This is a genomic window from Shinella pollutisoli (assembly GCF_024609765.1).
In the GTDB taxonomy this organism is placed as follows: domain Bacteria; phylum Pseudomonadota; class Alphaproteobacteria; order Rhizobiales; family Rhizobiaceae; genus Shinella; species Shinella pollutisoli.
In genome coordinates, this window is record NZ_JANFDG010000039.1 from 1 (window position 1) to 21091 (window position 21091).

The window sequence follows — 21091 nt, forward strand, 5'->3', positions numbered from 1 at the left end:
CTCGGCATTCCTCGCCCTGGCAGCCGCAAAGATATGGCTGCCATACTTTGTCAACAGGACCTAGCAGGGCTCTGCCCCTGCGATCATTCCTGCACACGAGACTCATCCCGAAACCAGGGCAGCCTCGAAATCCGAACACGACACTTCCGGTCATCCTTCGCTATCCGGGCGATGGGGTTCCTGCTCGACCCTGCAAGGGGTTTTGTTCCGGCACTGAGGCAAAGGGGGCACTGGCGAAAAAGAAGAAGAGCGAAGCGACCCGTGAAACTCGAGACTCGATATCTCGAAACCGAGAATCCTGACCCTTTAGAACACAGTTCTGATTTCAAGAATTCAGCTAACGGGACTAAGAGTCTTAACACTGTCGGCTCTAGACAACGAATTGAAACACTGGTTTCTCAGGCGATTGAGAAATGTTTTTCGGTTGAAAACGTAAAACCTTCAAAATTTGCAACCACATCCTCATAATAATTCTCACTATTCTCCTAAAGCCTCCCCCTAACATTATTAACACTGTCAGGCTTAGTCCGCAGACAAGAAACCTTGTTATTCAGGCGGGCGAGATAGATTTTCTGGTTGAAAGCGTAAAAAACTTGTCAGCTATATTGCGCTCTGCACATTCTCGCTGAACCATAATGTTCAGGGAGACTGCAAATGCAATATCGCAACGCCATCGGACAGCTTGCCTGGTCGTCGAGAAACGAAGAAGTAGCGCATCGTGCGAGGGATCGTCGTGGCATCCGCGCCGGCGACCTTGTTTGCGAAGCCGTGGCCGACAACGATGTGTCGAACCCTCGTGTCGAAATCCCCTTTGCCCTGACGAAGGGGACGACATTCCGCGTCGTCGAAGGCACCGAAGTTGCCGACAGGCTTACCTCAACGGACCAGGCACTCTGGTATTATCTGTTCACCCGGGCGAAGGTCGATATCAACAGCCTCGCGAAAGTTGGCAGCGACGGAGGGTTCCGCGACCGCGAAGCCTACCGCGGTGAGGCTCGGGTGCACAAAGTCACCGTCGGGGACATGCTGGCCTATCTCGGTCTGAAGAACCCGGCGCGGCTGCGAGAGAGCCTGGAGCGCATTGCCGAGACAATGGCGCGGTACGATATCCGATATCGCGGCACCCGACTGACGAAACCGGTGCCGTACCTGACCGTCCATTCGATGCCGGAGAGGCTTCGGAGCCGGGACGAGATCGGTTTCGAGCTTCACCCCGAGGTCCGCGTCTGCATGCTCCTCAGCAGAAAATACGTGACCGTCGACCTGAATGCATTGCCGACGTTCAAGAGCCGCTACAGCGCCCGCCTGTTCGTGAAGCTATCGTACCTGGCGGCTCGTCATCAGGCACTGCTTCGTTCGAAGAAGGACAAGGACGGAAAGGTCGGACCGAACAAAACGTTCTGGGTGATCGATCCCGAAGCGTTAGCGGCGGAGCTGGGATACCCAGTGCCGACATACCGTGCGTCGACGTTTGCGGCGGCGATGACCAAAGCCATCGCCGAGATTCAGGCGCTGCCAAAACTGAATCAGAGGTTCGATGTCCTGGCCGTTTTGCCAACGGCAAGGGTTCCGCGCTTCAGCTTCGCCGTGACCGAGGCGCGAAAGTCGGTCTTCGACGTTCACCGTGCATGGCTCAAACGCGCGGCGTTCTATCACGCTACGGCGCATACCCAGCCACTCAAAAGGGAGAAGATCAACATGAAGGACAATCAGTTCGTACATGTGTCCCGGATCGCTCAGGCTGAGGCATTCACGGGTTATGACGGCCTGCGGATTTCAATGGCCTGGCAAGACGATATCGAAGAGGCGAACGCAGGAATTCGAGACGCGATCGCCGGATGGACGGCCGCCGAGTTCCTGGAGCGGATCGATCGCTTCGGCGTGGACCCGATGTTTGCGTCATGGCTGGAGCACAAGGTCGCGGCATGGAATATTCCGGAGATTCCACTGGAGCCCGCCGTCGTGGCCGAGGAGGACGCGGTTCATTATTCCTACGGCGATGAAGACGAGGAAGATACACGCTGCGGTGACGAGTGGGGTGATATCGGATACGCCGACGCTGCATGACGATCGCACTCCGTTAACCGGAACGAAGAAATCCCGGATGCCGCGTTGACGCCTCCGATCATACGCGGCATGGTTGCGAAGAATTGGAAACCTGAGGTCATGACGAAAGCACTGCGAATAGCCGCCTGAACACGAAGATCGCCACCAACCGGTTGGCGAGATGTTCAGTTCTGTCTGCAGGAGTTACCCGTCATGGCCGGCAAGCCCAAGCTCTCGTTCGAGCGCGAAATCTCCCGTCTCCACGTCGCGAAGTTTTTCGCCGACCTCGGCCCCGATCCGAAGGGTGCTCACCTCGTTCTCATCCCCCTGAACGCATCGATGACGCACTGGTATCGCGCCGCCGAGGAGTACGTCCGCGAGGCCAAGAAGACTAGCGCGGACAGCCCGAAGCAGACGCAGATGACAGGGACCGTAGAAGACCTGATCGTTGACGACGCGGAGTTCGACTTCACGGGCGAACGGCTGTCTTCGCCCTTCGCCGTCGATGTCCAGCTCCTCGGTAATAGCGGCCTCGACGACCGGTTCGAGTTCGGGGCATGCAACGTGATCCTCTCCGCCGCCGAGAACGAAAACCTGGACCACCCCTCGCTGTTGCTCGTGGACAGCCGCACGGCGGTAGAGCTGGACATCGACCTGATCGTTCAGGCGGCGACCACCTGCGGCCGACCGGTCACTCGTGTCGAGGCCTGCCGCCTTTCGCGCATGCCGCACCGTCGTCGCGCCGTTGCGTTCCGTTCGCCGCGTGCGATTGGCAAGAGCCACGCCCTCCAGGTCGAAGCCGCCAAGCTCGAACGCGAGAAAAAGGAAATCGAGCGTCAGGAGCGTGAAGAGGCCGCGAAAGCAAAGCGCCGCCCGGCTGATGAGCGCGTCGTTCCCGCCGACACGCCGTATCTCGAAGACATGCACGGCTATGGCCCCGCTGCCGATTGGGGTCACGAACTCGCGCAGGATATGGAAGACTGGCGCCGCGGCAATATTCGCTGGAACGATGTCGATGGCGGTATTCTCCTGAGCGGCCCTCCGGGGTGCGGCAAGACGACCTTTGCGAAGTCGCTGGCGCGGTCGCTGGACGCGCATCTCGTCGTTGGCAGCTATTCGGCATGGCTCGGGACGGGTGAAGGTCATCAGGGCAATCTTCTGCTGGCAATGCGGGCGGCGTTCGCGGAGGCCATGAAGCATGCGCCGAGCGTCCTTTTGATCGATGAAATCGACAACTTCGTTGCCCGTGGCTCAATCGGCAACGGACGCTCGGATGAGTGGAACCGCGGCGTGGTCAATGGCCTCTTGGAGTGCCTGGACGGCGCTGTCGAGCGCGAGGGCGTGGTCGTCGTAGGCGCGACCAATGATCCGTCGGGCATCGACACGGCGCTCCGCCGTCCGGGTCGCCTCGACCGCCACATCGAAATCCCGCTTCCCGATGCCAAGGCGCGTTCCGCGATCCTGCGTCAGCACCTCGACGCTAACATTGACGTGACTTGCCTCGACCGTGAGACGGAAGGCATGTCGGGTGCAGACCTCGAACGTGTGGCTCGCGACGCACGCCGCCGCGCACGCCGTGAGCGTGTCGATGTCGGTATCCACCATGTCCGCGCTTCGCTTCCGGTTCGCCAGAGCCGAACGCCCGCATATCGCCGTCATATCGCCGTCCACGAAATCGGCCACGCGGTCGTCGCTGTCGCAACCGGCAGCCGTGTGCGCGAGGTTTTTGTGGAACCCGACTTCGTCGCGGACCAGCCGAGCCACATCGCTGGCGCGGCGGTGGTCAGCATGCGCGAGGGTATCCAGGACTACCAGTGGCATATGGACCGCGTCGCGCACTGCCTCGGCGGTCTGGCCGCGGAGAAAATGATCTATGGCAGCCACAGCGACAGCGTCTCCGTCGATCTGGTCAATGCGACGAATGCCGCGCGCAACGCCCTTGCGAGCTACGGCATGGGCGGCTCGCTGTACTCCCACGGTGTCGCGGGTATGACTGACCTCGCTCGTGCGCAGGATTTCGATCCGGGTCTGCGTCAAAGCATCGACGGCATCCTGCACGATCAGGCAGCGCGTGCGCGCGCCATTCTCGAGGAACACCGCGAGGCGGTTGCGGAACTCGTCGAGATGCTCCTGCAGCATCACCGCCTGGACGGTGCGGTCGTGCATGAAGTCGTCGCACGCCCGCGCCGTCAGTTGGCCCTTGCGATCTAAGGGAGGGTCAGATGTTCGTGAAAAAGTTCTACGTCAGCGACACCCACTTCGGCCACGCTCTCATGCTGACGTCGGGAGACCGGCCGTTCCGCTCAACGGACGAGATGGACGAAGCAATGATCCACCGCTGGAACACCGCTGTCGGCGATAATGACATTGTGTATCACCTCGGTGACTTCTCCATGGCTCTCGGCATCGAGGATCGCGTTCGCGGGATTTTCCACCGGTTGCGCGGGCGCAAGTACCTGATCCTCGGAAACCACGACTACCGCAAGCCGAATGTCGTCCACCCGACGCTGGCGGGGCTGGAATGGGCCGCGCCGCCGACCCCGGCGCTGGAAACGACCGACGAGGGCCATCGCGTCTTTCTGAGCCACTACGCTCATCGTGTATGGCCGGGATCGCATAAAGGTTCGTTCCACTTTTTCGGTCATTCTCACGGTGCGCTACCACCTCTAGGTCGCAGTCGCGATGTGGGCGTGGATTGCCGTGACGTGGCCTTCAATCCGAAGACATTCGCGGAGCTGACGAAAGGGATGAGGAAATGACCGGCGAAGAACTGAACAACATCTACGGCAATATCATCATGCCGGATGCGACGGTCGCGGTGCCTGCTCAGTGGATGCCTGCCGTCCACGAGGCCTTGCAGGCGCTGCATGACCTTCCGGGCAGCGTGCGTGCATTCCTCATCGTCACGGGTTTCGGCGAAGAGAACGGCCATCTGGTCGTCGAGATGGTCGCGTCGACGCAATACATTTCCGCCGACGGCATGGCCGCGATCGCATCGATCGTGGAGAGGGCGCAGGCCGCCGTCCTCGCGCGGAGGCACTGATGCGCTTGGAATACGATCTCGAAATCCGAGACCTGTCGTGCGGCATTGTTCGCGATGGCCTCGGGATGGATATCGGCGACGGTTGGCGTGAGATTGCGGTTGATGCCATCGGTCGCCTGGCGGAGGTGTCTCACGGCCGCGTGGAGGTGGAGAAGGTCGGCGAAAAGTGGGGCCTCCTCGACATCCGTCCTGGTGTTCGGGGTCTCGACATCGACACGATCCGCGCCGTCTTCGACATCGCGTCACAGGCCCGATCGAGGTCGGCGGATATCTGCGAACTCTGCGGTCGGTTCGGCGAAATCCGCCGTGCCGGTTGGCACCGCGTCCGTTGTGACGACTGCGAAGCTGAACACGTCCGACGTCATGAGTTTGTCGGATGGAACCGGAAGGATATCGCCGAGGCCGCTGCCTACTACATCGGCGTATGCCTGGAGCACGGCAGGCTTTTTCCTGTCGGGAATATCATAATCCAGCTCTGGCCTGACGACATCGATCGCCGCCATTTTGTCGATGAGGTCAACTTCACTGTCGCCTGGTGGCGGGCTGGATCGATGATCGTTGGTGTCTCCGACGACCTGCGCGAGGCCTTCCGCAAGCTCCGTTTCCGATAGCGGTTGTTACTGAATCCAGGAAATAGGAACAACCGCTATGGAAGACTGGCTGACAAACCTGCGCCGCAGATATCAGATCAACGAAGACGCCGAGTTTTCGGTCCGGCACGGATGGCGTGGCATCGTCGAGCGATTTTACGACGAGGCCGCGGCGACCGTCGGCGATCCTGCGAAGATGTTCACGCTTCAGGTCAAACAGAAGTTGGCACGCCTGGACATCCATGTCCGCGTCGCCGACGAACACCGCACAATGATCAATTGGTACATCAAGGCCGCCGAGGAAGAGGCATCGCGGACATGCGAGCACTGCGGGTCGCCGAACGGATCGCAGACGGTACGACAGCACATCATCGAGTGCGACGACTGCCGCGACTTCGATCTCGCGCTCGACCAGCGCGGCCGCCGCGCGACCGAAATCAAAGCCGCCGCCCGCAGGTATGTTCGCGACTGCGCGCATGCCGGAAAAGTCCTCGACATCCGAGAATGGGCCGAGCGTCGTTGGCGGAAGGATAGTCCGCCGAAGCGGAACGCGATGACCGCCGCTCTCCGTGAGGAAATCCGACTGGGCGTTGCCGTCGTCGACATTTGGCGGCGCTTCGAGGTCGGAGGGAAGATCGCTCTCGAACTAATCGGAGCAAAGACCTACGCCGACCTGTACCGGATTCTCCGCGACAAGGAATTGGCCCCCGGCTTTCGACCTGGGGAGGTCGTCCAGTGGGTTGCTGACGGGAAAATGGATAGTCACCGCGTCGGCGAGATTTTCGGGATTGCCGACGACGAGGTCGAGGCATTCGTGTCGGCGTGGCTTGCCAATGAAGGCACCCCAAAAGGCGACGAGGAGCCGTAATTCAAGAACTCGAAGCATACGCGTATTGGTTGAGTTCTTGAATTATGAGACGATAGGAGCTCCAGTTTGAAATAAATTTCAAAGAAGAATTCAAGACTCCGTTAAATCACTGTTTTCAATTTGTAAGTTTCGCATGCAGAAGCAGCCGCGCGACATTCTGGCATCGGAACCACCGTCAAGGAATTAATTATCCCCGGTTGTTATTCAGTTGTTGACGAGATGCCGTCATTCGTGATTTTTGCACCGACGAAAAACGTGGAAGGTCGTATGATGAGCGCTAACGATGATGACGATTGGATGTCCCTGGACATGTCCGGTCTGTCCCGCCGACTGGTAGCCGACATGGAGGAGCTGATCGTTGACCTTGATGTGTCATCTCAGCGGAACTTGGAGCAGTTGGCGGAAATCGAGCGGGGGCAGATTCCGCTTCACGCTCCCGACGATATGGCATTGCCGCTCGCGCGCATCATCTGTCATCCGGCATTCGGTGGACATCTGGCTGCCGACCCCGCTTGGGACATACCAGGCGCCACTCTCACCGTGGACAAACTCAGAGAGGCGATCAAACGCGGGCATCTTAAGGACTGCCCTGTTGATCTGAAAAACCGATACACGACCGTAGCGAATATCAAGGAGTGGCTGGCAGAATGGCCCGACGTCGAGAACCCCCGCGAATTGAACTCCAGGCCGAACGCAAGCATCGCAATGGCAGCGTCGAAAAAGCCGTCTGGGTCATCAAACATTTCGACGAGGGAAAAGGACGCCAAGCTGTCATCAGCACAGGCTTCGGCGCTGATGAAGGCGCAGACGCTCAGAAATACTTTGCGCAGTGGCTCGTAGAAAAGACATCCGACCAGCCGGTTGCACGTAACCGCGACGCGGGCGACGTTCCCGTTGCCGAAGTCCTCGACTATTTCATCGAAGAGAGGATCAAGTTGAAGGTGGGCAGTTCCCATCGACCGCTCGCGCGGCCGCAAGAGGTTCTCGCCTATGTCATTGACCTCCTCAACTGGTGGGGAAAGAAGACGGTGGCGGAGGTCACGCGACAAAACTGCCAGCGCTACGCCGAACACTGCTCGACGCCGACAGCGGGGCGCAACAGGCTCGAATATCTTCGGCGAGCGATCAACCTGGCGCAGGACGATGGCATCCTTGTCGTGGCGCCGAAGGTGCACCTCCCGCCGAAGCCGGCTGCCCGGGATGAGGTGTTCGAGCGAGATGACATCGCCAAGCTTATGCGCCACTGCCTTCGCCGAGGGACGTACACCTACGGTGAGGCCAAGTCCAAAGGAACAGGCAAGGTCGGCCAGGTCCGGGAGACGAAGCGCCGCCCGCATCGGCATCTCATGTCTTACATCCTCATGGCGACATATACCGGAACGCGTTCAAACAGGATGTTCACGGCATCATTCGTCCGGGAGGCAGGTCGTCCGTGGATCGATTTGAAACGCGGCATCTACCATCGGGCAGCCCCGAAGGAGGATGTTGCACCCAACAAGGGAGCGCCAACGTGTAAAATTCCGAAGAGGCTCCTGCGGCACATGCGACGCTGGTACATGCTCGGCCGCCGTTACCCGATCGAGTACAACGGCAAGCCGATTAAATCGAGCAAAGGTCTCCGAAAGATCATCCGCGAGCTGTTCCCCGACAAGGATCTCGTACCCCACTCCTTCCGTCACACCGCGGCGACTTGGCTGATGCGCCGTTCCGAGTTGTCGGTCCATGACATCTCCGGTTTCCTCGGGATGTCGCTGGAAATCCTGGACCGCACGTACGGACACCATCGGGTATCGCACCAATCAGCGATTGACGATGCAATCTCCAGTGGAGGTATCGGCAAGATCGAGAAAGACGATCCGCTTGAAGATGAGTTCAATTATGGCGACATCACACCATTGGATACCATGAGAAACAACTCGAACCAAGGTAAATCAACTCGGACCAAACGGAACGGAAACACTGAAAAGTCAAGGGATGCAGCCTGACTAGAACTCTGATCAACAGATTTCGGGACGTGGGGGTCGCGTGTTCGAATCACGCCACTCCGACCAGCCAAATCCTTGCAGAGCAAGGATTTTCAGCCACCCGAAGGGCGCTTTCTCCTCTTCCCGCGAAACTGACAGAAACCTTTTGTCTGCACGTTAGGGGTCGGCCCGGGCGGCTGCTGCGAAGAGGGTCTTTTCAGGTCAGCAAGCCTGTCCGGAAACGGGATGCCGTCACCCGTCGCGGCCGAGCGGCGGCACAGGATGCGACCCGGGAGTGTCCATGAAACGCGGGGCTATCCCATCCCCTATTTCGCCTCCGCCAGCAGCTCCGCCAACGGGGCGCAGACGACGAGATGGTCGACAAACCCGCCTTTCAGGGCCGCGAGGGCGGCATCGCGCTTGAAATTCCCGCTCACGACGAGCAGCCCCTCCATCGAGCGCAGGAGATCGTGATCGACACCGATTATCTTCCCGTCGAGATCGCCGAGCACCGCCTGCCCGTCCCGGTCGATGAAGCGGCCGGCGATGATGCCGACGGCGCCGCGGCGGCTGTAGTCCTCGATGTCGGCGGCGGTCGCGATCTTGAACTGCACGACATGCGTATCGGGCGTGCAGGGGCTGAGGGAATAGATCGCCTTGTTGCACTTGCGCAGGCCTTCGAGCTGCTCGCGGATGATCGGCTCCCGCTTCAGCGCATCCGCAAGCGCCGCGGTGGAACAGACGGCCGGCGCGTTGAAATTGATGCAGTAGGCGTCGAGCCGCCGCGCGATCTCGGTGGTGCAGCTTTCCGACGTGCTGAGAAGCGGGTTGGCGATGGAGCCGATCAGCTGGCGCACGGTCAATCCCTCGATCGGCCAGTCGGGAACATATTCGGAGACGAAGGAGACGGTCTGCCCCCAGGAGACCCCGAGCACGTCCTCCGGCTTGAGCAGATTGGGCAGATAGTGCGCGGCCACCTCGCAGACGGTCCGGGCGAGCGCCTCGCCCTGCGCGCCTTCGTCCGGCACAACATGGACCGAGTTCAATGCGAACTTCTCCCGCAACGCGTCCGCGAGGGCATTGATGCGATAGTGCTCCGGCGCGATGCGGATGCAGACGATGTTCCTGTCCTTCGCCGCCTTCAGGTAGCTGATGACCGTCGGGCGGGAGAGCGAGAGCGCGTCGGCGATCTCGCCCTGGTTGAGGCCGCGGACATAGTACATCCACGCGACCTCGGCGACGATCTTGCTGGACGGCTGCTGGTGGCGACTCATAGAGGATCCGTTCTCCCGCGCGGCCGGCTCAACGACCCGGATGCGCTTCCGCTTTCAGTACGTCTTCGGATATGACGAGATCGTCGTCAATCGAACGGTCCGGAGAAAGCCCGCGCTTTTGCAGATCGGCATGATAGCCGCGCACGGCATCGCGCGGCGTCGCATCGCCGTCGGCGACGGCCCGCATCCAGGCAACGAAGGCGGGCTGGTGTTCCGCCATGTTGATCTTGCGGCCGAAGAGCGCAAGGCGCGCGCCGAACCGCTCGGCCTGGCTGACGAGCTCGAACGTGTCGAGATGCGTTCCCTGACCGCCGCCCAGAACGCCGACGACGACGGAGGAGTCGTGCGCGGCAAGCTCCTCCAGCGCGGCGGGCCCGTTATAGGCCACCTTGAGGAATTCCGGCCGTTCGCCCCTGGTGAGCCCGGCCAGCGTGCGGACGATGCAGTCGTTCACATACATGCCGGTCTCCGCCGCCGAGAAGCCGAGGTCGATGTTGGGGTTGAAGACCTCGAGAAAGTGCGCCTTGCCCGCCGCCCGCGCGTCCGCCCGGAAGGCACGATAGGCTTCCAGGGTCCGCATGTCCGCGGCAGCGTCGTTGTTGAACGTCACCGAGTAAAGGCAGAGGCCTGCGCCGGCGAGCGCGAGATCGGTCGCCCGGAAAGGCAGGGAGGGCGTCTCCCGGTAGCGCCCTCCCCTGACGATGCCCCAGACATCGGTCGTGTCGTTGGCCCGGAAGGCGGGCATGACGCGCGAGCCCGCAAAGACGCCCTCCTCGCCGAGCGCCTCGATATTCGATGTCGAGGCCAGCATGATGTCGACGACATCCTGCCGGACGAGCGCCCGGATTTCGGCCAGGAATTCCTGGCGGCTGCGGTTGCCGATCACCCTTCCCGCGCCGTCCCGGCGCTGGCCGGTGGTGAGGATGCCGCCGGAAAGATCGGCATCCTTGGCGTCCGCGATCATGAAGTCGCCCTTGCGGTATCCGCCGGCGCGGATGCGTTCGATTTTCTCTTCGTAGCGGGTCTGCTTGGTCATGTTGCGTTCCGATCGGTCTGGGTTCAGGCGGCTTTGCGGAGCGAACGCCCGGTTCGCTTCGAGAAAAGGTGGATGCTGTCGGCATCGATCGCGAAGGTCACGGGGGAGCCGCTCGAAAGGCTGCGGAAGGCTTTCGTCACGAGAGACATGTCGCGGCCGTCGACATCGACGACGACCTGCCCTTCGCTGCCCATGTTCTCCACGAGGACGACGCGGCCGGTTATCGCGTTGTGCGCCCCGTCTCCGGCGACATCCATCTTCGAGGGGCGCAGGCCCACTTCGACGATCGTGCCGTCCGCAAGCGGCTCGAAATCCGCCGCCGGGACCTCCAGATGCAGCGAGCCGGAGGAGAGCTCGACGACCTCGCCGCGGTTGGCGACCGTGCAATCGCGGAAATTCATCGCCGGCGAGCCTATGAAGTCGGCCACGAAACGCGTCGCCGGCCTGTCGAATATCTCCGACGGCGTGCCTTGCTGCTCGATGGCGCCGGCCTTCATCAGGACGATGCGGTCGGCGATCGTCATCGCCTCCAGCTGGTCGTGCGTGACGAAGATGGTCGTCGTCTTGAGATCGAGGTGGATGCGGCGGATCTCGGTGCGCAGCTTCTCGCGCAGCTTGGCGTCGAGATTGGAGAGCGGCTCGTCGAACAGGAAGAGCTTCGGCGTCTTGATCATGGCGCGCGCCATGGCGACGCGCTGCTGCTGGCCGCCGGAAAGGTTCCTCGGCTTGCGCTCGAGGAGCTGCTCGAGCCCGAGCAGGCCGGAGACCTGCTTCACCCGCGCCGCGATTTCCGTCTCTGCCACCTTCTGCCGCCGGAGCCCGAAGGCGATGTTGTCGTAGACGCTCATATGGGGATAGAGGGCATAGGACTGGAAGACCATCGCGACGCCCCGCGCGCCGGGCGGAAGGCGGGTGACGTCGCGCTCCCCGATCTCGACCGTGCCGCCGGAAATCTCCTCCAGTCCGGCGATCATGCGCAGCATGGTCGACTTTCCGCAGCCCGAGGGGCCGAGGAAGACGACGAACTCGTGATCCGGAATATCGAGATTGAGATCCTCGATGACGGTAACGCTGCCGTAGGACTTGCGGATATTGGTGCACTTGATGTTTGCCATGGGGATTGTTCCTACTTCCGGCCCGGGGCGACCATGCGGTTGATGAAGCCCATCAGGAGGCCGATGAAGACGAGGGGCGGCAGGACGAGGATCACGGTGGCGGCGTTGATGACGCCCCAGGGAACTTCCTTGCCGAGCGAGGTGATGGAGGCGGCGACGACCGGCAGCGTCCCGTTTTCCGCGGCGAGCGTCAGCGCCAGGAGGAGCTCGTTCCAGACGAGGACGAAGGTGAAGACAAGCGCGCCGAACAGGGAGGGCGCGGCGATCGGCAGCGAGAACCTCAGGAATATCTCGCCAAGCGAGCACCCTTCCATGGCGGCCGCCTCCTCGATCTCGCGCGGCACGCGCTCGAAGGCCGGGACCGACAGCCAGATCACGGTCGAGACGGTCGTCACGAGATAGACGAGGATCAGGCCGAGCAGCGTGTCGTAGATGCCGAGATCGAGGTAGATGACGATAAACGGGATGGCGATCGCCACCGGCGGCATGAAGCGCAGGGAGAGCACGAAGAACTGCATCTCGCCTTTCGCGCGGGCGGGAAGCCGCGCGAGCCCGAAAGCGGCGGGAACGCCGAGCAGCGCGCCGACGAAAACCGATACGCCGACCACGACGACCGAATTGTAGAGACCGTCGCGGATGGACGGGTTGAGCAGGATCGTCGCGAAATTCTCCAGCGTCGGCGTGAAGACGAATTTCGGCACCGGCGTGACGATGTCGCGCAGCTTCTTGAACGCGCTGAGGATGGTCCAGAGGATCGGCGCCAGCGCGACGAGAAGCAGAAGCGCGAGCAGCGTCCTGGAAAGAGTGCGGCTGATCAGGCGGCCCATTTGCGGATACCTCTCCAGACGAGCGTGAAGATGACGATGGTGATGAGGAGCAGGAGGATCGACATCGCCGAAGCGTAGGAGACGCGGCCGCCGAGATTGATGCCCATCTGGTAGGCGTAGAGGTCGAGCGTCTCGGTTGCCGTGCCGGGCCCGCCGCCGGTCATGACGAAGATGAGATCGAAGGAACGCAGCGATTCCACCGCCTTCACGAGGGCGAGGCTGATGATCGGCGCCCGCAGCATCGGCAAGGTGACATAGGCGTGGATTTCCCAGGTGCGGGCATTGTCGAGCTGCGCGGCCTCGATCGGCTCCTTCGGCAAGGTCTCGAGGAGCTTCAGAAGGATGACCGTGAAAAACAGCCCCCATTGCCAGATATCGACCGCCGCGACCGAGAAGAGCGCCAGCGAGGGGCTCGCGAGAAACTCGACCTGGCCGAGCCCGACGAGCTCGCAGACGTAGTTGATCAGGCCGAGCGTCGGCGAATAGAGGAAGCGCCAGATGAAGGCCGCGGCGACGCGCGGCAGGAGCACCGGGGCGAGAAAGGCGAGGCAGATCAGGTTGCGCGCCGTCGCCGACCGCGTGTTCTCGAAAAGGAACACCGACAGCAGGACCGCCACCAGCAGCGAGCCGGCGACGGTGATGATTTCCCAGAGCGCGGATATCTTCAGGGCGTTGAGAAAGCGCCGGTCCCCGAACAGGCGCTCGAAATTGTAGAGCCCCACGAAGTCGTAGTCGGGATAGCGCAGCGACCTGTCCATCACCGAGAAATACAGCGCGCCGGCGATCGAGATCAGCGCAAGCGCGGCGAGCAGGCCGAAGGCCGGCGCCAGCGTCCAGAAAATGAAGCGTCTTGGTTGCATCCCTTTACCCTTCGAAAAGGCGTGTGATGGCCGGACGGTCGCGCCGTCCGGCCGGTCTTCGATTGACGGGGCCTACTTCTTCGCGCGGCGCAGGGCGTCTTCGGCGGAGAAGGCGGCCTCGTCGAGAGCGCCCTGGATGTCGGTCTTCGTGCCGGTGAAGACCTCCTCCAGCGCAAGGCCGAGCTCGTCGCCGATCTCGGGCCAAACCGGGCTTGCCATGATGAGGAGGCTGGTGCGCGGGCCGGTCGCCAGGAGCGCGTCGATATACTCGGCCGGAACCGCCTTGCGGAAAGCGTCGCTTTCCAGCGTCGAGCGACGGCCGATGTCGGACGCGATGCCTTCCTCCAGCCGGCGGGCCTCCATCTCCTTGGAGGTCGCCCAGCCGACGAAATCGCCGCTGATCTTCTTCACGCAATCGTCCTTGGCGCCCACGGCCGAGACCGCGAAGCCGTGCGCCCAGCCGGCAGAGCCGAGCGGTTCGGGCGGCGGCGCATAACCGACCTTCCCCTTCACGACGGACTTTTCCGGATCCTCCATCCAGGGGCCGAAGACGTCGGATTCGATGAGGTAGACGACCTGGCCGCCGCGGAACGCCTCGACGGAATCCGACCAGTTGAAGGTGCCGACGCCGGGCGGGGCATATTTCATTAGGTCGACATAGAGCTCCGTCGCCTTCACGCCGACGTCCGAATTGAAGGCCGGGCGATCGCCGTCGAGCCATTCGCCGCCGAGACCGCGAAAGAAGGGCGTCCAGCGCCAGACGTTCATGCCCGATCCGCGCTGGCCGCGGGCCGCCCAGCCGTAGAGCTTGCCTGCGGGATCGTTGACGGCCTTCACGCCCGCCACCAGCTCGTCCAGCGTGCTCGGAACGGAAAGGCCTTTCTCCTCCAGAACATCCTTGCGGTAGATCAGGATGTCGCCGCCGCCGACGAAGGGGGCGAAATACTGCTTGCCGTCGAAGCTCGCGACGTTCGAGAGATCGACGCGAAAATCGGCGATGTCGTATTCGGCCGGCAGGACGTCAGCGAGCGGATAGACCCAGCCCGCCGTGGCGTATTCGGCGATATTGGCCTCATCCACATAGAGCACCTGGTAGGCGCCGGCGCCGGTGGAGGCGTCGAGACGCGCCTTGGCGCGCCGTTCGTTCTCGCCGAGAAGGGTGATCTTGACCGTGGTCTTCCATTTTTCGTTGAACTCGCCGAGATATTTGTCGAGCGCGGTCACCGAGGGCATGCCCTGCCCGATGACGTTGATCGTCGGCACCTTGCCGACGCAGGCGTCGGCCTGCGCGAGGGCGGCGGCAGGCATGGCCAGCAGGCAGGCCGAGCCCAGCAGAAATGTCCTTATCTTCATGTCACTCCTCCTCTTGAAGAACTGTCAGTCGCCTTGCCGGGCCGGCTCTTCGAACAGCCCGGAAAGTGTCTCGTCGATCGTCAGGAACTGGCGGTATCGCTCCTCGTAGAGGTCCCGCAGCGCCGGGTCCGGCTCGCTCGACCGGGTCACGCGGCACATGGCCCGCACGGCCGTCGGAAGGTCGCGGTGCAGGCCGGCGGCGACCGACGCGCAGATCGCCGTGCCGAGCGCGCCGAGCTCGTCGCCCTCGCACACCTCCACCGGCATGCCGCACACGTCGGCGAATATCTGCGTCCATGCCCGGCTCTTGGACGCCCCGCCGGCAAGGCGGATGACCTTCGGCCGGCGCGGCGCGACGAAGGCGGCGACCTCTTCCCCGTGCCGGCGGTGCCGGAAGGCGACGCCCTCGTAGATCGCCCGCAGCATCGAGCCGCGATCGTCCGAATTGACGAGCCCCACGAAGGCGCCGCGGCGCGGCTGGGGGCCGTTGACATAGGGAAGGAAATGGCAGCGCCTCCCGGCGACCCCGCTTGCGGCCACCAGCCGGTTGGCCTCCTCGAAGGTCACGCCGCCGCCCGCCGCGCGGGAGAGATACCATGTGAGGTTTCCCGCCGATGTGGGGCTTCCGGCCGCCAGCAGCCGGCAGGCGCGGTCGCGGTGCAGCATGTTGAGAATGGGCGGGCGCCCCTCGGCCCGGCCGTCCGCCTCGACGGCATTGATCGACCAGGTCCCGGCGATCATCGTCAAGACATCGTCGCCGATGGCGCCGGAGCCGAGGACGCAGGCGCTCACGTCCATCATGCCCGCGACGACGGGCGTCCCTTCGAGAAGCCCCGTTTCCGCCGCCGCGGCCCGGCTCACCGTCCCGGCGACCGCCGAGTTCTCCACGACGGGCGGCAGGCGTTCGAAGAATTCCGGAATGCCGAGCCGCCCGAACAGGTCCGGATCGTAGCCGCCCGCCTCGAGGTTGAACAATCCGCCGCCGCTGGCGTCCGTCGGATCCGTTGCCGCGACGCCGGTCAGGCGCATGCGCAGGAAATCCTTGCAGGGCAGCGCGAAGCGCGTCCGCCGGACCGTTTCCGGCTCGTGGCGGGCGAGCCATGCGAGCTGCATAACCGTCTGCCCGCCCCACAGGCGATGGCCGGTGACGGCTTCGATTTCACCGGCCGTTCCGTCCTCGACCAGCGCATCGACGAGAGGCTGGGCGCGATGGTCGACGGAAACGATGCCGTCCCGCGTCGGCCTGCCGTCCGCGTCGACGAGGAAAACGCCGTTGCCGAAGCCCGTGCAGCCGACGATCGCGATCCTCTCGGCCGGGATGACGCTTGCGGTGAGCTCGCGGATGGCGCGCGCGGTTCCCTGCCAGAAGGGTTCCGCCTCCCGTTCCACCCAGCCGTTCGGGCGATGCAACGTGGCGACGTCGATCGCTTTCAGGGCCACCAGCCGGCCCTCGCCGTCGAAAACCGCGGCCTTGACCGCCGTGCCGCCCGCGTCGATCGAAAGGAAGAGATCACGCATGCCGGACCTCCCGCACGACTTCGTCTGCCGGGGGATGGAACAGGATGGTGCGGAGCCCGAGGCAGGCGTCGACCTGCGCCTGCGCCCAGGCGGCATCCAGTCCGCGCGCGGCGGCGAGAACGGCGCCGAGCTCGCCGATCACCGCCGGCGTGCAGCGGCCTTCGGCCACGATCTGCATGCGGCGGAGGACGAGATCGTCGAGAAACAGCGCCGCCCGCCTCGAGACGAGCCATTCGACCTCCCGCCTCGTGTAGTCCTGAAGGGTCGAAAGCGGCGCGTCCGCCTGCGCGGCGCAGAAGTCGGCAACCTCCCGCGCGAGCGCTCCGTAACGTTCCAGCAGCGTCGAGGCCCGCCCCGGCGGCAGGTCGGCGCGGGCGAGGAGACGAACGCGCACGGCGTCGAGACCGGACGCGCCGGGATAGAGCCGCCGGCGCGTATCGACGATGCGACGGCGGGAAAGCCGATCGAGAATTCGGTCGGCAGCCTGCTCTCCGAACGCGCGGAACGTCGTCCACTTGCCGCCGATCAGCGAAAGGACCGGCGTTCCGGTACCGGCGATCCGGTCTTCGGCGATGAGATGGTCGCGGTTGGCCCGGTTGGCGTTCGCGTGCCCGCCGGCCTGCAGCGGTCGGATGCCGGTGGTCACGGCGGCGATATGGGTTTCATCCACCGCGATATCGTCGAAGAGCTGCGAAATCGCCTGCAGCAGATAGGCGGTCTCGGACTGCCCGACGGTGTCGTCGTCGGGGTCGTTCACCGGGATCTCGGTCGTGCCGAGGAGCACGGTGCCGTCGAGCGGATAGGAGATGACCATCCGTCCCGTCCCGTCGTCGAAATAGAAGGCCCTGCCCGCCATGCGCTCGAAGAGCGCGTCATGGCGCAGAAGCAGGTGCGCGCCCTTGACCGGGCGGATATAGGCGGTTTCGAGACCGAGGCTCCGGTTGACGGCGTCCACCCACGCGCCTGCGGCATTGACGATCAGCCCGGGACGGACATCGAACGAGGCTCCCGTCACCGGATCGGCGACGGTGACCAGCCCGTCGGGAGCGCAGGACCAGGAGACGTGGTTGAGGCAGGCGGCCTGCCCGCTGGCGGACAGGGCGTCCTCGATCATCTCCAGCACCAGTCCTTCCGGATTGCGGATGCGGGCGTCGTAATAGCGGACAAGCGCCTTGTAGCGGGACGCCAGGGCGCGCGGAAAACCGCTCCGCGACAGGCCGAGGCTATGGGAAGGCAGCACCTTTTCGACGCGGCCCAGGAACTCGTAGAGCAAAAGCGCGCCTTCGAGCGCCACCGCGCTCAGGCGGGCGTCTTTCGACGGCAGCCCCAGGAAGCGGCGGATCGAGCCGCCGAGGCCGCGCAGATAGTGGGCAAGCGGCACCGCGATTTCCAGCGGAGCCGTGACGTGCGGGGCGTGCTTGAGCAGGCGGTTGCGCTCGCGCACGGATTCGGCGACGAGCTTGAATTCGCGGTTTTCGAGGTAGCGCAAGCCGCCATGCGCCATGCGCGAGGACGCGCCGCTGGCCCCCATGCAGAAGTCGGCCCGGTCGACGAGGACCGCGCCGACGGCGTTGAGGGCGAGTTCGCGCAGGACCGCGACCCCGTTCACGCCGCCGCCGATCACAAGCACGTCGACAGGCATCCCCGACGCCAGGCGCCGGAGGCTTTCCTCCCGGATATTCATCACAATTCGCTCCCGCCCGGCAGAGGCAAACAGCTCCGCCGCTGCGGCCTATATCCCGCAACTATTTATTTTTGTCAATGGTACTTTATTTTTATAAAGTCAGAAACGTCGGAAATGCACCAAGCGCCTCTCCTTGTGTGCCATATGGCAAGGCGTTGAAAGGGATCGAATCGCGGACATGCCGCTCGCGGTGGCGAGCGGCGCGACCCTGCTGCCGTCCATTTCCATGAAGCAATGCCGGCGCCGGCGGATCAGCCGATTGGCTTCGCGCTAGGCCAGCGTGTAGGCGGTCTTGACGGTTGTGTGGAACTCTGCGGCATGGCGGCCCTGCTCGCGCGGGCCGTGGGAGGAGCCCTTGCGGCCGCCGAAGGGCACGTGGAAGTCGACGCCGGCCGTCGGCAGGTTGACCACCACCATGCCGGCCTCCGCGTTGCACTTGAAATGCGTGGCATGCTTCAGGCTCGTCGTGGCGATGCCCGACGAAAGCCCGAACGGCGTGTCGTTGGCGACCGCCAGCGCTTCGTCATAGTCCCTGACCCGGATCACCGCGGCGACCGGCCCGAAGATCTCCTCGCGGGCGATCCGCATCGCGTTCGTCGCCTCGCCGCATCGCTGCCGACCCATTCACCGGCAATCAGGTTCCGGTGGATGGTCATGGACGCTCCCCGGTCACGCATCTGGTTGGGAGCCGCCCCCGGCCGGAGGCGGCCCCTCCTTCCTTAGCGGCGCCTGTGCTTGCCGATGAGGGCTTCCATCATCGCCACTTCCTCCGTCGTCAGGTCGCTGAGCGGCGGGCGGACCGGGCCCGCATCGAAGCCTTGGAGACGCACGCCGGCCTTGACCGCCGAGACCGCATAGCCCTTGGCGCGGTTGCGGATCGCCATGAACGGGTAGAAGAAGTCGATCAGGATCCTCTCGCACTCCGCCCGCTTGCCGGCGCGCAGCGCCTTGTAGAAGTCGATGGCGAGGCCCGGCACGAAGTTGAAGACGGCCGACGAATAGGTGGTGAAGCCGGCGCCGAGATAGGCCTCGGCGAAAAGCTCCGCCGTCGGCATGCCGCCGAGATAGGTCAGGCGGTCGCCCATCCTGGCGGTGATCTGGCGGACGAGGCCGATGTCGCCGGTGCCGTCCTTGAAGCCGACGAGGTTCGGGCATGCCTCGCAAAGCCGGGCCAGCGTGTCGGCCTGGAGGACCGAGTTGTCGCGGTTGTAAACCATGACGCCCAGGCCGGTCGCGTCGCAGACCGCCTTGATGTGGCGGTAGAGGCCCTCCTGCGGCGCATCGATCAGGTAATGGGGCAGGAGCAGGATGCCATCGGCACCGGCCTTCTCGACGGACCTGGCGATCGAGACGGCGATGTCGGTACCGTAGCCGCAGCCCGACACGATCGGCGTGCTGCCGGCCGCTTCCTTGGCGACGCGGACGATCTCGGGGATTTCATCCGGCGTCAGAGAGAAGAACTCGCCCGTTCCGCCGGCGGCAAACAGCGCCGTCGCCTCGAAGCCGGACAGCCAGTTGACGTGCTCGGCATAGCTCCTCGCGTTGAATTTCCCCTCGGCATCGAAATGCGTCACGGGGAAGGAAAGCAGGCCGGCGCCAAGCGTGTATTTCAGGTCTTCAGTCTTCATGGGGATACCCTCCTGTTGGTGGAGGCATGGGGACGATCCAGCCTCCTTCGAATGTGTTGGTGTTGCCGCTCAGGCGGCCAGCGAACCGACCATCGCCGCCAGCCGCTCGCAAGCGCCTGCCAGTTCCCGGTCCGACGCGGCGATCGACAGGCGGATGAAGCCCGGCGCGCCGAATGCCGCGCCCGGCACGCTCGACACGCCGAACGCATGCAGCAGACGGGAGGCGAAAGCCGTGTCGTCGGCGATCACCTCGCCTGCCGCGGTCCTGCGGCCGAGCAGCTTCTGCACGCCGATAAAGGCGTAGAAGGCGCCATCGGGCGGCGTGAATCCGAGCTCGGGGATTACCGCCAGCCGATCGGCGACGATCTTCGCCCGCGCGGCGAAGGTGCCGGATGCCCGGCGCACGAAGGCCTGGTCGCCGGTCAGAGCCGCGAGTGCTGCGGCCTGCGCCACGGTGGAGACGGAGCTGACGCTTTGCGACTGCATCTTGCCGAGTGCCGATATCAGCGCCTTCGGCCCGGCGGCATAGCCGACCCGCCAGCCGGTCATGGCATAGGCCTTGGAGACGCCGTTGACGATCAGGGTCCGCTCGCGCAGTTCAGGGCAAGCCTCGCCGAAGGAGACGAAGGGCGCGGCCCCCAGCAGGATGTGCTCGTAGATCTCGTCGGAGACCACCAGCACGTCCGGATGGCGCGCCAGCACGGCGGCGATGGCGCGGTATTCCTCGGCCGAATAGATCGCGCCGGTCGGGTTCGACGGCGAATTCAGCATCAGCCAGCGCGTCCTCGGCGTGATCGACGCCTCCAGCCGCTCCGCGCTGATCTTGAAACCCGCCTCCGGACCGCAGGCGACATAGACCGGTTTGCCGCCGTGCAGGGCAACGATATCGCCGTAGGACACCCAGCAGGGCGTCGGGACGACGACTTCGTCGCCCGACTCGAGCGTGGCAAGGAAGACGTCGAACAGGATCTGCTTGGCGCCGTTCGCCACCATCACCTCGTCGACGGCATAATGGAGCCGGTTCTCGACCCTGAACTTCTCGACGATCGCCTGACGTAGGCTCTCCATGCCGGCCGGTACGCCGTAGCGGATCCGGCCCTTGCGGATGGCCGCGCAGGCGGCGTCGGCGACGTGGGCGGGCGGCTCGAAATCGGGCTCGCCGAGCGACAGGTCGATGATATCGCGCCCTTCCGCAGCCAGTTTCCGCGCCGCCATGGCAATCGCCATGCTCGCAGAGGATTCGATGGCCGCCGCGCGCTTGTTCTCGAACGTCATCTTCTCTTTC

Annotated in this window: 17 protein-coding genes and 1 pseudogene; 7 read left to right on the plus strand and 11 right to left on the minus strand. The window is 63.7% G+C overall.

The annotated features are described in order from the left end of the window. Positions 1–654 precede the first annotated feature (654 nt). From NNZ72_RS23180 to NNZ72_RS23210, 7 genes are all read left to right on the plus strand, one after another. Positions 655–2067, plus strand: coding sequence for a hypothetical protein (locus NNZ72_RS23180; RefSeq protein WP_257318058.1), 1413 nt, complete (start codon positions 655–657; stop codon positions 2065–2067). 192 nt (positions 2068–2259) lie between these two features. Next, complete coding sequence (locus NNZ72_RS23185; protein ID WP_257318059.1) at positions 2260–4257, plus strand: AAA family ATPase; 1998 nt, start codon at positions 2260–2262, stop codon at positions 4255–4257. An 11-nt stretch (positions 4258–4268) separates the two neighbouring features. Further along, the gene (locus tag NNZ72_RS23190; protein ID WP_257318060.1) at positions 4269–4805 is read left to right on the plus strand and encodes a metallophosphoesterase; all 537 of its coding nucleotides are present in this window, start codon (positions 4269–4271) and stop codon (positions 4803–4805) included. Next, entirely contained in the window at positions 4802–5089 is a 288-nt protein-coding gene (locus NNZ72_RS23195; RefSeq protein ID WP_257318061.1) for a hypothetical protein, read from the plus strand. The genes NNZ72_RS23190 and NNZ72_RS23195 overlap by 4 nt, the downstream gene beginning before the upstream one ends. Then, entirely contained in the window at positions 5089–5700 is a 612-nt protein-coding gene (locus NNZ72_RS23200) for a hypothetical protein (RefSeq protein ID WP_257318062.1), read from the plus strand. Before NNZ72_RS23195 ends, NNZ72_RS23200 begins: the two co-directional genes overlap by 1 nt. Positions 5701–5737: 37 nt before the next feature. After that, positions 5738–6547: a hypothetical protein gene (locus NNZ72_RS23205; RefSeq protein WP_257318063.1), complete on the plus strand. Its 810-nt coding sequence runs from the start codon at positions 5738–5740 to the stop codon at positions 6545–6547. 647 nt (positions 6548–7194) lie between these two features. Then, the gene (locus NNZ72_RS23210; protein ID WP_257318064.1) at positions 7195–8532 is read left to right on the plus strand and encodes a tyrosine-type recombinase/integrase; all 1338 of its coding nucleotides are present in this window, start codon (positions 7195–7197) and stop codon (positions 8530–8532) included. Between the two features lie 305 nt (positions 8533–8837). Here NNZ72_RS23210 and NNZ72_RS23215 read toward each other — a convergent pair whose 3' ends face one another. The 11 genes and pseudogenes from NNZ72_RS23215 to NNZ72_RS23265 all read right to left on the minus strand — a co-directional run bounded on the left by NNZ72_RS23215 (position 8838) and on the right by NNZ72_RS23265 (position 21081). After that, entirely contained in the window at positions 8838–9785 is a 948-nt protein-coding gene (locus tag NNZ72_RS23215) for a sugar-binding transcriptional regulator (protein WP_257318065.1), read from the minus strand. Between the two features lie 28 nt (positions 9786–9813). Next, complete coding sequence (locus NNZ72_RS23220; RefSeq protein ID WP_257318066.1) at positions 9814–10821, minus strand: hypothetical protein; 1008 nt, start codon at positions 10819–10821, stop codon at positions 9814–9816. A gap of 23 nt (positions 10822–10844) precedes the next feature. Continuing rightward, positions 10845–11936: an ABC transporter ATP-binding protein gene (locus tag NNZ72_RS23225; protein WP_257318067.1), complete on the minus strand. Its 1092-nt coding sequence runs from the start codon at positions 11934–11936 to the stop codon at positions 10845–10847. A gap of 11 nt (positions 11937–11947) precedes the next feature. Then, positions 11948–12763: a carbohydrate ABC transporter permease gene (locus NNZ72_RS23230; protein ID WP_257318068.1), complete on the minus strand. Its 816-nt coding sequence runs from the start codon at positions 12761–12763 to the stop codon at positions 11948–11950. Continuing rightward, positions 12751–13623 (minus strand): carbohydrate ABC transporter permease, encoded by an 873-nt coding sequence (locus NNZ72_RS23235; protein WP_257318069.1) that lies wholly within the window; start codon positions 13621–13623, stop codon positions 12751–12753. Before NNZ72_RS23235 ends, NNZ72_RS23230 begins: the two co-directional genes overlap by 13 nt. 72 nt (positions 13624–13695) lie before the next feature. Beyond that, complete coding sequence (locus tag NNZ72_RS23240; RefSeq protein WP_257318070.1) at positions 13696–14976, minus strand: ABC transporter substrate-binding protein; 1281 nt, start codon at positions 14974–14976, stop codon at positions 13696–13698. Between the two features lie 24 nt (positions 14977–15000). Continuing rightward, a complete protein-coding gene (locus NNZ72_RS23245; protein ID WP_257318071.1) occupies positions 15001–16494 on the minus strand; it encodes an FGGY-family carbohydrate kinase in 1494 nt (497 codons plus the stop codon). Beyond that, on the minus strand, positions 16487–18124 hold the full coding sequence (locus NNZ72_RS23250; RefSeq protein ID WP_257318072.1) for a glycerol-3-phosphate dehydrogenase/oxidase: 1638 nt from the start codon (positions 18122–18124) through the stop codon (positions 16487–16489). The genes NNZ72_RS23245 and NNZ72_RS23250 overlap by 8 nt, the downstream gene beginning before the upstream one ends. 324 nt (positions 18125–18448) lie before the next feature. Further along, positions 18449–18781 (minus strand): annotated as a pseudogene (locus NNZ72_RS23255) (aldehyde dehydrogenase family protein); the annotation flags it as partial. Between the two features lie 116 nt (positions 18782–18897). Next, entirely contained in the window at positions 18898–19806 is a 909-nt protein-coding gene (kdgD, locus tag NNZ72_RS23260; protein WP_257318074.1) for a 5-dehydro-4-deoxyglucarate dehydratase, read from the minus strand. Positions 19807–19875: 69 nt separating this feature from the next. Then, on the minus strand, positions 19876–21081 hold the full coding sequence (locus NNZ72_RS23265; RefSeq protein WP_257318075.1) for a pyridoxal phosphate-dependent aminotransferase: 1206 nt from the start codon (positions 21079–21081) through the stop codon (positions 19876–19878). Positions 21082–21091 lie beyond the last annotated feature (10 nt).